Source organism: Streptomyces sp. NPDC127117 (assembly GCF_042677325.1).
GTDB lineage: Bacteria > Actinomycetota > Actinomycetes > Streptomycetales > Streptomycetaceae > Streptomyces.
This window is the reverse complement of record NZ_JBHXTM010000002.1, coordinates 90,637-103,688: the sequence shown is the minus strand read 5'-3', so window position 1 is coordinate 103,688 and position 13,052 is coordinate 90,637. Positions and strand designations below refer to the sequence as shown.

Below are 13,052 nucleotides of genomic sequence, written 5' to 3'. Positions count from 1 at the left end.
ATCAGGCCTTCGGGATGTCGAAGTAGCGGGTCAGTCCCGCCGCGAGCCCGACATCGCCGGCGACCTTCAGCTTGCGCATCATGAACATGGTCACCGGATTGCCGTTGCCGGAGACCAGCTTGAGGAACTCGGCGTCCCCCATCACCAGCGTCGTGCGCGGCTCGGCCTCGGAGCGGCCCTCGCCGACCGTGCAGGTGCCCTTGTCGATGGAGGTCTCGTAGACCACCTCGCTGTCGCCGGTGATCTTCCAGCGGATCAGCGCCGTCAGCGCTCCCGCCGCCTCCGGGCGGAACTGCTGCTTCATCCGGCCGAAGACCTCACCGAGCACCCGGGAGCGCAGCTCGCCGTGCATCATCTCGCCGAGCTGCTTGGCGGACAGGCCCCTGACGATCCGGGCGAACTCCTCGGGGGAGACGGCCGCGAAGTCGAGCCCGGCCAGTTCGGCGGTGAGGTTCCCGCTGCTGTTGTCGGCCACACCAGTTCCTTACTCCGAAGTAAACTTACTTTTGAGTAAGGTAGGTGCCGGGTCACCCCTCCGCAAGACGGGTGCCGTGCGGAGGGTGTCACCAGGGGCTGCCGGGGCGCACCGCGAGCCGGGGGTGGTGGGCGGAAAGGATCTTGTTGGCGCGGGCCAGTTCGGACAGCGCCTGCTCGCGGTCGGCCCGGTCCTCGTCGCAGAGCCGCGGACCGCGGAACCTGCGCACCTCGCGTGCGGCGCAGTCGGCGTCGAATTCCGCCTGGAGGATGTGCGGCGGGATGCAGGATCCGATCAGCGCGGCGACCCGGTCCGGGATCGGCACGGGGACGAGGAGGTGCGAGGCGGTCATGGGGGGATCCCTCTCGGAATGGTCGGCCAGGAGGTGGTTCTCGGTTCGGCCGCCGGGTGCGGCGGCCGACTTCTCCATATGTACGGGACGCGGTTCCGGGTTTCTCGTTGAGAACGTCTCCGTGTGGCAACCGTTTGAGAGTGACCGTCTATTTCGCCTTACCCGTAAGTAAGTTGACTCGTGGTGAGGACCGTGATCCGGCCGAAAGCCGGCTCAGAGCGGTGTTTCGTCGCCACGGGCCCGCAGTTGGAGCGCCCGCAGCACGGCCTCGGTGGAGAACCGGCTCTCGGGATCGGTCAGTTGCTCGCCGAAGATGGACTCCAGATTGCGCATCCGGTAGCGGACCGTCTGCGGATGGACATCCAGCAACTCGCCCATGTGGGCCGCGGTGCCACGGGTGTCCAGCCAGATCCGCAGGGTCTCGACCAGCCGTTCCCGGCGGGTGGCGCTGATTCCGGAGATGGGGGCCAGTTCGCGTTGGGCGAGCTGGTCGACCAGTACCGGGTCGGAGAGCAGCCACAGGGTGATGAGGTGGTTCTCGCAGAGGATGACGGGCGCGTCGTCGATGATGTTCGTGTCGACGAGTTCGAGCACGCGCCGGGCCCAGCGGATCGAGTCCGAGGCCAGGGCGATGGGCACGGTCAGGCCGATCGCGGCGTGGGTGCCGAGGAGCGCCTCGTCCAGCATGCGTCTTCGGGTGTCGTCGAAAGCTCCGGGAATCAATAAGTGTGGTTGCGGTGCGCTGAGATCGGCCAGCAGATCACGGTCGGCCACGGCCCGGTCCAGGGCGGCGGGGGAGCGGACGGCGACCAGGGTGACCTCGTCGGGCAGCGCCCATCCGGTCTGTTCGCACAGTTCGGCGATGGCGGTACGGGGCGAGGGGCGTCCGGCGAGGATCAGGTGCAGCAGACGCCGGCGCATGGCCTCGGTCTGCTCGCCGGTCTGTGACTGCACCTCCAGGAAGCCCTCCCGGGAGAGGGATTCGAGCTCGTCGATGTAGGTGAAGAGCGCGTCGGCGAAACTGAGCATGAGGGCCGGTGAGAAGTTGTGACTCCGGCCGACCTTCTTGGCCCGGCGCAGCGCTACCCGGGCCCCGAGGCGGTAGGCGCCCTGGAGCGTCTCCATCGTGCGGCCTTCGTACGCCTCGAAACGCCCGAAGCGGCGGCACATGTCGTCGCGCAGCGAGGTCGACGTGGACGGCTCGGCGACCAGGTCCACGAAGGAGGAGAGGCTCTGCTCCACGCCGACCCTGATGGCCTGCCCGTTGGGGCCGTCGAGCAGTCTGGCGTACTCCGGGTAGGCCCGGGTGACCTCGACGCCGATCTCCTTGATCAGGCTCGGCAGTTCGGGCCGCATGATGGCGGCGAATTCCTGGGGGAGCGGCCCCAGTGGATCCCCCGTGTCCAACGGCTGAATGAGTTCAGGCATGACAGTCCCCCCTGCTCTCCGGCGCCCGGTGGGGGGACAGGCGGTGGGGAAAGCGCTCCCACGAACCGACAGGTGCGTACCAAGTTCGCGATGAAGATAGACCAAGTGAGCGGTTGTGCCCACTACTTGGACAAGATCGAAGTGCAAGGGGCACATATCTCGGCCCCGTTGTGGTGCTTCGGTGCAGGTGGGACGCCAGTGCTCACTTCAGGACAATGTTTTTCGGACATCTGCTCTCCCGGCAACAAGAAAGTAACCGTGGGTAACGGATTCCGGCCCGGGTGATTGATGCGGATTCGTGCCGCTGGTGTGCGTCTTCCCGGAGTGTTGCGGCCGTGGCGGGACGCGGCCATTTTCCGCCTCTTGGGTCGCGGAATTACAAGGGGAACACGCTATTCGGGGAAGGGGAATCATCTGGGGGCGGCGGGCGAATGTCAAAACCGGTCGGCCGGAATGGATAATTCGCCGACGGTTCGCCGGTGGCGGTGTGTTCCGCGGTCCGGGGCGGTGTTCCGCGACGCCCAACGGGGGTTCGGCCGTGCGGTGGACGCGGGGCGCCAGGGCGTCATTCGGCCGAGGTCCCGACGATCTTACCGGCGGGTACGTGGCCGGTCGGCGGGCCGGCCCGCCGCCGGTGACTGCGCCTGGATGAGTGTCCGGCGGGGGTCGGGGCGCATGACACGGCCGTAACTACTCACTTTCGTATAGAAAATCGCGGCGATCTGCTGAGTTGTCGCTAAGGCGGAATGCTTTTGCTGAGGGGCGCGGGGATTTTCTGCGCCGGGTATTGCCGCGTTGGGCTACTGGCTCGTAACGTTCGATCCGCACGGAGTTCGATCACGCAGTCGAGTCCATCGACTTCTGCGTTCCACGATGTGAGCCGCCCTCGTGCCGGGCCCATTCCCAGGGCGTGGTGCGAGGTAATCGGGTACGTCCAACTCCACTTCCCGGAGGTAAGTTCCGTGAGAAACACCCTCAGACGAGCATTGTTCGCCACGACCGTCGCCGCAGCCGCGTTCGGCTTCGCCGCCACGTCGGCCTCGGCCACCGCCCTCGCGCAGTGGACCGTGGTCAACCCCAACGCGAACGGCACCTTCACGGCCCAGCTCAAGGCCGGCACGGTGGCGACCCTGGTCGACACCAACACCAGCCAGCAGGTGGACTGCTCGGTGGGTACTGCCAGTGGTACCGCTCCGAGCGGCACGTACTCCACCGGCGTCGGCATCGCGAAGATCACCGCCGCCGCCTGGGGAACCACGGCCAGCCCGTGCCCGGGACCGCTCGGCTCGAACTTCACGGCCTCACTCGCATCGGGTGCTGTCATCAGCATCGACGCGAGCAGCTACAGCGGTGGCATCACCTCGGGAAGCCTGTCCGGGGTCAAGGTCGACCTGACCGGTGACACCATCCTCGGCACCTGCAAGGCCGTGATCTCCGGGTCCGTGAGCAACGTGACGTACAACAACGCCACTGGTGAACTCGACATCAACACCGGCACCGGCCTGAAGGTCGACAGCGCCGCCAACTGCTCGGGGCTGCTCAACGCGGGTGACTCGGCGACGTTCGACGCGACGTACAAGGTCGCTGCGCCGCTCACCATCACCTCGCCGTAACCGGACCGGAGCCGGTGGCAAGGAAGGGCCGCGGAGCGGAGGTTCACCTCCTCTCCGCGGCCCGCCGTCGGCAGGTCCCTCCGCAACACGCACGAGTGCCGAGCACCGAGACGACGGCAGGTAGGCCGAGATGAGAACAAGGACCACGGACCCGCGGCGCGCCGCGCGCATCGCCGCAGTCGGTGCGGTGACGCTCGTGGCGGGATTCATGCCGGGAACGGGAGCCGCGACCGACACCCGGACCGCCGAGGCGGACGTCGCCTACACCTGTGACCTTCCCTCCGGCGCGCAGCCGGTCGCGGTGCACATCACGGCGGAGCTGCCGGTGACCACGAGCATCGGGACGGCGATCCGGCTCCGGGACGTGGCCCTCTCCTTCGAGCTCCCGCGTTCGGCGCTCTCCGCGTCGCCGGGGGCCGAACCGGTGGCCGTCTCGGGATCCGCGCGGATGCTGACCGAGGTCTCGCAGCGGGGCGAGTCGACGGATGTGCCCTGGCAAGGGCTGGAGATCCCGGAGTCCCCCCTCCCCGCCACGGGCGACCTCTCGCTCCGGGCGACGGGCGAGGTTCCGACGATCACGCCGAGATCCAGCGGCGACGTGCTCTTCGCCCTGGGGCAGCTGGACGTGGGCCTCGCCCCGCGCGCCGCGGAGGGCGCCGGGGACGCGCCGCCCCCGCTGGCCTTCTCGTGCAAGGCCGATCCGGACCAGAGCGCGGAACTGGCCACGGTCACCGTTCCCCCGGAGAGCGGAACCACGCCGCCTTCCGGGGCCGCCCCCGAGCCGTCCGGGGGCACCACCCCCGACCGGTCCGGCGGTGCGAAAGCCGGACGGGCGGCGGATCTGCCGTCGGGGGGCGTGCAGCCACCCACCGACTGCACGCTCATGACCGGTCCGCTCCCGCAGGTGCCCAAGCCGGCACACGGCTACATGGCGGGATACTCCAACGTCAACAAACTGGCCGGGGCGATCAAGTTCAACGACCCCGGACATCTTCGCCTCAACCTGAACACGTCCGTCTCCTTCCTGAGATGCCCGACGGGCGTGAAGAGCTGGCTGACCACCGACGGCACGCTCGACCACAAGGGCAAGGCCCAGATGCCGCCGGCCGAGGCCACCTTCCTCACCTTCGGCTTCATGCCGACGACGGCGAAGGTGGAACTGATCCTCGAAGGCAGGATCGACATCGGAACGCTGGGCGACTCGGCTCCCGACCCGGAGACCAAGAAGTACAAGGAGACGACGACCGCCATCGCTCCCATGCGCGCGCGCCTCTACGACGTGGAGGTCAACGGGGAGCCGCTGGACGTCGGCCCCAACTGCCGCAGTGCGAGCCCGATGACGCTGGAACTGGTCGGCAAGGGGGCGTCCGGCGCCGGCGGCCCCGAGGGCTACACGGTGAAGACCGGAGGGCCGCTGACCGGCTACGCGGATGTGCCGCCGTTCACCGGATGCGGTGTCACGGAGGATCTCGACAACCTCTTCACCGCCTCGGTCTCCGGGAAGGGCAACTACACGAAAATGATGCAGTCCCCGCTGTGTGTCGAAGGCGTTCCGGCGAACTGTCCCGAGCCGCCGAAGCCCGAGCCCGAACGCTGAGAGCTGTTCCGCAAGCGCTGACTCCCGGATCCCCAGAAAGGCTGGACCAATCATGCGAGCTGCCCCGAAAAGTGTCAGACCCGCCCTCCTCGGCGCGCTGATGGCGGTCGCCGTCGGCATTCCGCTGAGCACCTCGCCGGTGAGCGCCGCCTCCGCGCAGGAGATGAACGGCAACTGGGCGCCCTTCACCCGGTGTCCGGTCGACGACCCGGCCATGCTGGCCGCGGACGGCCAGACGGACATCGCGATCTGTGTGGCCTCGCACTCCGAGAGCGGCTCCATCAAGCTCGGCAACACCCTGGCGACGACCGGTGCCAACGACCTCCAGTTCGGCGTCATACGGAACACGGCGACGGGCGAGTCCAAGGTCGTGCCGCCCGCGGGCGGGGCGATCGTGGGAGCGCCGACGGAGATTCCCGGCGGTCTGCTCGGTCTCATGTGCCCGAGTGGGATTCCGGTGGTCACCGACATCTGCAAGCAGTTGACGGACAACAGCCTCAACCGGGTCGTCGCCACGGTGCAGTCGGCCGGCACGCCCAGGAACTTCGACGTGGCCGCGGGGATGCAGAGCGGGAAGACGATCGTCGACATCCCGGTCCGCATCCATCTGGAGAACCCCTTCCTGGGTTCGAAGTGCTTCATCGGGACCACCTCCGACCCGATCGTGCTGCGCCCGCAGAACCTCACCCAGCCGGCCGTGGGCAGCAAGCGATTCGACGCCGACGGCACGGCGAACACCGGCGGTCTGCTCAACCGCATCGAGCTGACCGGAAACGCACAGGGCGACGCGGGCTTCGCCGTCCCCGGGGTGAGCGGCTGCGGACCCCTGACCCTCGGTGAGCTGAACTGGGCGGTCAACCTGAAGACGGCGCTGCCGTCGGCGGCCGGAAACAACAACCTGGTGCTCAACAACGCAGCCACGTACACCGGGGGCCTGGCATTGCCCGGTGCGGCGGCTCCCAACGCCGGCCGGCTGCTTTCGGAGAGCTGGCACGCGGGAGTGGCGCGGTAGGTACCTCTCCGGTACCTCATTTCGCGGAGTACGGAGATCAGCGATGCCGCCCGCCCCGCCCGGCGCATTCTTCCGGGCGCGGCGGGCGTTTGCATACCGGTGTACCGAAGGGCTCACTTATCGACAAGTGGGCGATGCGCAATACTCACTCGCTCACAAAAACAAAAAGGCCGTCGAATGGCGTGCAAAAAGTTTTCGAACCGGTATTGCGGTGGCTGGTTACCGGGCCGTAGCGTCCCGTTGAGCAGCGGGAAAACGTATCCGCTGCTGCCTGTTCGGTACCTCTGGAGCCCCAGTGGCTCCGGTTCGCCGGACGCGGGGCCCCGGTTCGCGGGCCGGAAACCTTGCGCAGATTTCGACAAAGCCCGCATCCGGCTTTGTCACTCGGTGACAAATGATCCACACCGAGAGCCCAGTTCGTCGATTTCCGCTGTTCAACGGCTTGTCCTGGCGGTTTCGGCGGACATAGCGTGCGCCTCCTGGTGCATGTGTGACGAGCCGCCAACGCATTTCTGAGAGCCGGAGCGCTGACAGATGACTTCGTTCACAACAACTTCGAAGGAGGGCCGATGGGAATCGAAGTAGTCGTCGAGGGCCTCACGAAGTCCTTCGGCAAGCAGAACATCTGGCAGGACGTCACCCTTACGCTGCCCGCCGGCGAGGTGAGCGTGATGCTCGGGCCTTCCGGCACCGGAAAGACCGTCTTCCTGAAATCCATCATCGGTCTGCTGAAGCCGGAGCAGGGACGCGTCCTCATCAACGGCGTCGACATGGTGAACAGCCCGGAACGCGAGATCATGGAGACGCGCAAACTCTTCGGGCTCATGTTCCAGGACGGCGCGCTCTTCGGATCGATGTCGCTCTTCGACAACATCGCCTTCCCCTTGCGTGAACACACCCGCAAGAAGGAGTCGGAGATCCGGCGGATCGTCATGGAGCGGATCGACATCGTCGGTCTGCTCGGCGCCGAGGACAAGCTGCCGGGCGAGATCTCCGGCGGCATGCGCAAGCGGGCCGGCCTGGCCCGCGCCCTCGTCCTGGACCCGCAGATCATCCTCTGCGACGAACCGGACTCCGGACTCGACCCGGTCCGCACCGCGTACATCTCCCAGCTGCTCATCGATCTCAACGCGCAGATCGACGCCACGATGCTGATCGTCACCCACAACCTCGACATCGCGGCCACCGTCCCGGACAACATGGGCATGCTCTTCCGCCGCAACCTCGTCACCTTCGGGCCGCGCGAGGTGCTGCTCACCAGCGATGTGCCCGTGGTCGCCCAGTTCCTCGCGGGGCGCCGCGAAGGACCCATCGGGATGGCCGAGGAGAAGGACGCCGCCACCCTCGCCGCCGAGGAGATGAACGGCTACGGAGTCGGCATCAGCTCCGCCAACGGGCCGCGCACCGTCGTGCCCCAGCTGGAGCCGTCGCCCGGCATGCCCGTACGGCAGGCCGCCGTGCGCCGCCGGGAGCGGGTCCTGTCGATGATGGGCCAGCTGCCCGAGGCGGCCCGCACCGCCATCATGAAGAGCTACACCCCGGCCGCGGGCGGTGAACGCCCGTGACGGCCCCCCTGCCCGTACTGCCCCCCGAGCCGCCGCCCGCCGAGGCGGCGCCGAAGCAGCCGGCGGAGAAGCCCCCGAACCGGCTGCTCTCCCCGCTGCGCGAGACCGGGAAGCTGTTCTCGCTCGCCGCGACCGTGAGCCGGGAGGTCTTCCGACGGCCCTTCCAGGTACGGGAGTTCATCGAGCAGTTCTGGTTCGTCGCCAGTGTCACCATCCTGCCCGCGGCGCTCGTCTCGATCCCGTTCGGCGCGGTCATCGCCCTCCAGGTCGGCTCGCTGACCCAGCAGCTCGGCGCCCAGTCGTTCACCGGCGGCGCCAGCGTCCTCGCCGTCATCCAGCAGGCCAGCCCGATCATCGTGGCCCTGCTGATCTCCGGCGCCGCGGGCTCGGCCATCTGCGCGGACCTCGGCTCCCGGAAGATCCGCGAGGAACTCGACGCGATGGAGGTCATGGGCGTCTCGCCCATCCAGCGCCTCGTCGTCCCGCGCGTACTCGCCACCATGCTGGTCGCCGTACTGCTCAACGGCCTGGTCTCCGTCGTGGGCACGCTCGGCGGCTACTTCTTCAACGTGATCCTCCAGCACGGCACCCCCGGCGCCTACCTGGCCAGCTTCTCCGCCCTCGCCCAGCTCCCCGACCTGTACATCAGCGAGGTCAAGGCACTCATCTTCGGTTTCATCGCGGGCATCGTCGCCGCCTACCGCGGACTCAACCCGCGCGGTGGCCCCAAGGGCGTCGGCGACGCGGTCAACCAGTCCGTCGTCATCACCTTCATGCTGCTGTTCTTCGTGAACACGGTCCTCACGGCGATCTACCTCCAGATCGTCCCCGCGAAGGGGAGCTGACCGATGTCGATGCTCAGCTGGCTCGACCGATCCGGCGAACAACTCACCTTCTACGTACGTGCGTTGATCTGGGTTCCCCGGACCCTGCGGCGCTATCTGCGCGAGGTCCAGCGGCTGCTGGCCGAAGTGGCCTTCGGCAGCGGCGGTCTCGGCGTCATCGGCGGCACCATCGGTGTGATGGTCGCGATGACCCTGTTCACCGGCACCGTCGTCGGCCTCCAGGGATACGCCGCCCTCAACCAGATCGGCACCTCCGCCTTCACCGGCTTCATCTCCGCCTACTTCAACACCCGCGAGATCGCCCCGCTGGTCGCCGGACTCGCGCTCTCCGCCACCGTCGGCGCCGGCTTCACCGCCCAGCTCGGCGCGATGCGCATCAACGAGGAGGTCGACGCCCTGGAGGCGATGGGGATCCGGTCCATGCCGTACCTCGTCTCCACCCGGATCATCGCCGGGGTCGTCGCGATCATCCCGCTGTACGCGATCGGGCTGCTCTCCTCGTACCTCGCCTCCCGCTACATCACCGTCCTGTTCAACGGGCAGTCCGCGGGCACCTACGACCACTACTTCAATCTCTTCCTCTCCCCGGACGACGTGCTGCTGTCGGTGCTCAAGGTGCTGATCTTCAGCGTGATGGTGATCCTCGCCCACTGCTACTACGGCTTTCACGCCACCGGCGGGCCCGCCGGGGTGGGGGTCGCGGTCGGGCGGTCGGTGCGCAACGCCATCGTGCTGATCAGCGTCACCGACTTCTTCCTCTCCCTCGCCATCTGGGGCGCGACCACGACGGTGAAGGTGGCCGGCTGATGAACTCCCACCGGACGCAGACCGTCCGCCGCAGACTCGCCGGAGTCACCTTCCTCCTTGTGCCCGCCGTGCTCGTCTGGGTCTCGGTCTCGGTGTACCGGAAGGACTTCACCGATGACGCCACCGTGACCGTACGCACCGCGAGCGTCGGCAACGAGATGCACGACAACGCCGATGTGAAGCTGCGCGGCGTCGTTGTCGGCCAGGTCCGCAACATCGCGGCCGACGGGGACGGAGCCCGGCTCACCCTGGCCATCGACCCCGACAAGCTCGACCGGATCCCGGCCGATGTGACCGCCCAGATGCTGCCCACCACGCTCTTCGGGGAACGCTTCGTCGCCCTCGTACCGCCCGAGCTGCCGTCCACACAGCCGCTGCGGGCCGGCTCCGTCATCCCGCAGGACCGTTCCAGCAACGCCATCGAGCTGGAGGAGGTCCTCGACAACGTCCTGCCGCTGCTCACCGCCGTCAAGCCGGAGAAGCTCGCCGCCACCCTGGGCGCGGTCTCCCAGGCCCTCGAAGGACGCGGCGAGAAGCTCGGCGACACCCTCTCCACGCTCGACGCCCACCTGGCGAAGTTCAACCCCCAACTCCCCACGCTCAACGCCGACATCAAGGAACTCGTCAAGGTGAGCAAGGTGTACGGGGACGCCGCCCCCGATGTCCTCGACGCGCTCACCGACTTCACCACCACCAGCGGCACCATCGCCGAACAGCAGGCACAGCTCGCCGGGCTGTACGGCTCCACCACCGCCTCCGCCCAGGACCTCACCTCGTTCCTGCGGGAGAACAAGGACAACCTGATCCGGCTCTCCGCCGAGAGCAGGCCGACGCTGGAACTGCTGGCGAAGCACTCCGCCGAATTCCCGTGCACCCTGCGGACCATGGCCGGCTTCGTACCGGCCATGGACAAGGCGCTCGGCAAGGGCACCGACCGGCCCGGACTCCACGTCACCATCAAGCCCGTGAAGTCCCGGGGCAAGTACCTGCCCGGCAAGGACGCCCCGGTGTACGACGCCACCGGCGGACCGCACTGCTACTCCGTGCCGTACGTGGGCAAGGCCGTGCCGACCGCGGACACCCGCGCGGCGACGCCGGTCTCCGCACCCGGCACCACCCCCGCCGGACAGCGGACCGGCCCCGCGCCGTCGGGTCCGCAGTCCGGTCTCGGCATGCCCAACTCCCCGCAGGAGAGCCGGCTCGTCAACGAGCTGGTCGCTCCCTCACTGAAAGTCCAGCCGCAGACCCTGCCCGACTGGAGCAGCGTGCTCATCGGTCCGGCCTTCCGCGGTGCGGAGGTGAAGCTCAAGTGAAGCGCCGCTCTCTCGCCGCTCCGCTCACGAAGTCCATCGTCTTCATCCTGGTGACCGTGCTGGCCACCACCGTGCTGGCACTCTCCATCGCCAACACGAGTGTCGGCGACACCACCACGTACCGGGCCAGGTTCACCGACGCCACCGGACTGGTCGTCGGAGACAGCGTCCGGATCGCCGGGGTGAAGGTCGGACAGGTCGAGTCCATCCGGGTGGCCGACAAGAGGCTCGCCGAGGTCGGCTTCGCCGTCCGCAAGGGGCGCAAGCTCCCCGCGTCGGTGACCGCCTCGATCAAGTACCTCAACATGGTCGGTCAGCGCTACATCGACCTCGACCAGGGGGCCGGACCGGTCGGCCGGAGCTTCGCCGCCGGAGCGACCATCCCGGTCTCCCGTACCACCCCGGCGCTCGACCTCACCCAGCTCTTCAACGGCTTCCAGCCGCTCTTCGAGGGGCTCTCCCCGCCCGACGTCAACCAACTGGCCGGATCCATCGTCCAGGTGCTCCAGGGCGAGGGCGGCACCGTGGACAGCATCCTCTCGCACGTCGGCTCGCTGACCGGCACGGTCGCCGCCAAGGACAAGGTGATCGGCGAGGTGATCAAGAACCTCAACACGGTTCTCAAGACCGTCAACGACCGCGAGGCCGGATTCGACGAGCTCGTCGTCACCCTGCAGAAGCTCGTCACCGGATTCGCCGGCGACCGCAAACCGCTCGGCCAGGCGGTCACCGCCATGGGCGCGCTCACCACCGTCACCGCGGACCTGCTCGACGACGGGCGGGCGCCCCTCAAGAGCGACATCAAGCAACTCGGGCGCCTCTCCGACCAATTGGGCAAGGGCACCCCGCAGATCGAGAACTTCCTGCAGAAGACCCCGGCCAAGATGGCGGCGATCAGCAGGCTCACCTCGTACGGCTCATGGCTCAACCTCTACCTCTGCGAGGCCAAGGTCGCCGGAGTGACGACCGAGGACGGCAGCGCCCCGCCCACCGGCATCGAGGTCAGGAAGCCGAGGTGCCAGTCATGAGGATCAAACCCGTACGCGAACGCAACCCCGTCGCCGTGGCCGTCGTCGGACTGCTCGTCCTCGCCCTCATCGGCCTGGGCGCCTACCGCGTGGACTCGCTGCCCTTCATCGGCGGCGGCACCACCTACAGCGCCGACTTCACCGAGTCCGCCGGACTGAGCGAGGGCGACGAGGTACGCGTCGCCGGAGTGAAGGTCGGCGAGGTCACCGGAGTCTCGCTCGACGGCCCCAAGGTGAAGGTCAGCTTCAGGGTCAAGGATGTCTGGATCGGCAACTCCTCCACCGTGGGCATCGCCATCAAGACCCTGCTCGGCGAGAAGTACCTCGCCGTCGACCCGCTGGGCAACGCCCCGCAGGACCCGGACGAGCGCATCCGGGCGAGCCGCACCACCTCCCCGTACGACGTCACCCAGGCGTTCAACGGACTCGGCGAGACCATCGGCGAGATCGACACCGCGCAGCTCGCCAAGAGCTTCGAGACGATCTCCGCCACCTTCAAGGACTCCCCGCCCGACGTGAAGAGCGCGGCCGAAGGACTCTCCGCACTCTCGAAGACCGTCTCCGAACGGGACGCCGAACTCGCCACCCTCCTCAAGGGCAGCAAGCAGCTCACCAAGACGCTCGCCGACAAGAAGAGCAGCTTCGAGATCCTGCTGAAGGACGGGAATCTGCTCCTCGGCGAGATCCAGGCCCGCCGCGACTCCATCCACCTGCTGCTCACCGGCACCCGGAACCTGGGCACCCAGCTCACCGGCCTCGTCAAGGACAACAACAAGCAGCTGAAGCCCACCCTGGACTCGCTCGGCCGGGTCACCGCCGTACTGGTGAAGAACCGCAAGAGCCTCGACAAGGTGCTCTCGCTGGCCGGCTCGTACAGCCGGCTCGTCGGCAACACCCTCGGCAGCGGCCGCTGGTTCGACAACTACGTCTGCGGAGTCGTCCCGAAGGAGTACGTGCCCGCGGGCACCCCCGCCGGGGCCGAGTGCAAGCCACCCAAGCAGCAAGGCGGCCGCTGAC

12 protein-coding genes are annotated in these 13,052 nt (G+C 67.9%); 9 read left to right on the top strand and 3 right to left on the bottom strand.

Going from position 1 to position 13,052, the window contains the following annotated elements; all coding sequences use genetic code 11:
• Window position 1 precedes the first annotated feature (1 nt).
• The 3 genes from ACFVH0_RS02510 to ACFVH0_RS02500 form a co-directional block, all read right to left on the bottom strand.
• The gene (locus tag ACFVH0_RS02510; RefSeq protein WP_385817603.1) at window positions 2–475 is read right to left on the bottom strand and encodes an SCP2 sterol-binding domain-containing protein; all 474 of its coding nucleotides are present in this window, start codon (window positions 473–475) and stop codon (window positions 2–4) included.
• A gap of 88 nt (window positions 476–563) precedes the next feature.
• On the bottom strand, window positions 564–827 hold the full coding sequence (locus ACFVH0_RS02505) for a hypothetical protein (protein WP_385817602.1): 264 nt from the start codon (window positions 825–827) through the stop codon (window positions 564–566).
• A 213-nt stretch (window positions 828–1,040) separates the two neighbouring features.
• Window positions 1,041–2,255, bottom strand: coding sequence for a helix-turn-helix domain-containing protein (locus ACFVH0_RS02500; RefSeq protein ID WP_385817601.1), 1,215 nt, complete (start codon window positions 2,253–2,255; stop codon window positions 1,041–1,043).
• Window positions 2,256–3,217: 962 nt separating this feature from the next.
• Here ACFVH0_RS02500 and ACFVH0_RS02495 point away from each other — a divergent pair.
• From ACFVH0_RS02495 to ACFVH0_RS02455, 9 genes are all read left to right on the top strand, one after another.
• Window positions 3,218–3,868 carry a hypothetical protein gene (locus tag ACFVH0_RS02495; protein WP_385817600.1) on the top strand — a complete coding sequence of 217 codons (651 nt, stop codon included), beginning with the start codon at window positions 3,218–3,220 and terminating at the stop codon, window positions 3,866–3,868.
• A 130-nt stretch (window positions 3,869–3,998) separates the two neighbouring features.
• Entirely contained in the window at window positions 3,999–5,465 is a 1,467-nt protein-coding gene (locus ACFVH0_RS02490) for a DUF6801 domain-containing protein (protein WP_385817599.1), read from the top strand.
• A 52-nt stretch (window positions 5,466–5,517) separates the two neighbouring features.
• Window positions 5,518–6,477, top strand: coding sequence for a hypothetical protein (locus ACFVH0_RS02485; protein WP_385817598.1), 960 nt, complete (start codon window positions 5,518–5,520; stop codon window positions 6,475–6,477).
• A 569-nt stretch (window positions 6,478–7,046) separates the two neighbouring features.
• Entirely contained in the window at window positions 7,047–8,042 is a 996-nt protein-coding gene (locus ACFVH0_RS02480; RefSeq protein WP_385817597.1) for an ABC transporter ATP-binding protein, read from the top strand.
• The gene (locus tag ACFVH0_RS02475; protein WP_385817596.1) at window positions 8,039–8,887 is read left to right on the top strand and encodes an MlaE family ABC transporter permease; all 849 of its coding nucleotides are present in this window, start codon (window positions 8,039–8,041) and stop codon (window positions 8,885–8,887) included. Before ACFVH0_RS02480 ends, ACFVH0_RS02475 begins: the two co-directional genes overlap by 4 nt.
• Before the next feature lie 3 nt (window positions 8,888–8,890).
• On the top strand, window positions 8,891–9,694 hold the full coding sequence (locus ACFVH0_RS02470) for an ABC transporter permease (RefSeq protein WP_266909900.1): 804 nt from the start codon (window positions 8,891–8,893) through the stop codon (window positions 9,692–9,694).
• On the top strand, window positions 9,694–11,007 hold the full coding sequence (locus ACFVH0_RS02465; protein ID WP_385817595.1) for an MCE family protein: 1,314 nt from the start codon (window positions 9,694–9,696) through the stop codon (window positions 11,005–11,007). The genes ACFVH0_RS02470 and ACFVH0_RS02465 overlap by 1 nt, the downstream gene beginning before the upstream one ends.
• Window positions 11,004–12,035, top strand: coding sequence for an MCE family protein (locus ACFVH0_RS02460; RefSeq protein WP_385817594.1), 1,032 nt, complete (start codon window positions 11,004–11,006; stop codon window positions 12,033–12,035). Before ACFVH0_RS02465 ends, ACFVH0_RS02460 begins: the two co-directional genes overlap by 4 nt.
• Window positions 12,032–13,051: an MCE family protein gene (locus ACFVH0_RS02455; protein ID WP_385817593.1), complete on the top strand. Its 1,020-nt coding sequence runs from the start codon at window positions 12,032–12,034 to the stop codon at window positions 13,049–13,051. The genes ACFVH0_RS02460 and ACFVH0_RS02455 overlap by 4 nt, the downstream gene beginning before the upstream one ends.
• Window position 13,052: the final 1 nt, after the last annotated feature.

Coding starts and splice junctions, on each gene's coding strand:
- ACFVH0_RS02470 (WP_266909900.1), top strand. CDS start 8,891: ATGTCGATGCTCAGCTGGCTCGACCGATCCGGCGAACAACTCACCTTC.
- ACFVH0_RS02485 (WP_385817598.1), top strand. CDS start 5,518: ATGCGAGCTGCCCCGAAAAGTGTCAGACCCGCCCTCCTCGGCGCGCTG.
- ACFVH0_RS02455 (WP_385817593.1), top strand. CDS start 12,032: ATGAGGATCAAACCCGTACGCGAACGCAACCCCGTCGCCGTGGCCGTC.
- ACFVH0_RS02505 (WP_385817602.1), bottom strand. CDS start 827: ATGACCGCCTCGCACCTCCTCGTCCCCGTGCCGATCCCGGACCGGGTC.
- ACFVH0_RS02465 (WP_385817595.1), top strand. CDS start 9,694: ATGAACTCCCACCGGACGCAGACCGTCCGCCGCAGACTCGCCGGAGTC.
- ACFVH0_RS02480 (WP_385817597.1), top strand. CDS start 7,047: ATGGGAATCGAAGTAGTCGTCGAGGGCCTCACGAAGTCCTTCGGCAAG.
- ACFVH0_RS02490 (WP_385817599.1), top strand. CDS start 3,999: ATGAGAACAAGGACCACGGACCCGCGGCGCGCCGCGCGCATCGCCGCA.
- ACFVH0_RS02500 (WP_385817601.1), bottom strand. CDS start 2,255: ATGCCTGAACTCATTCAGCCGTTGGACACGGGGGATCCACTGGGGCCG.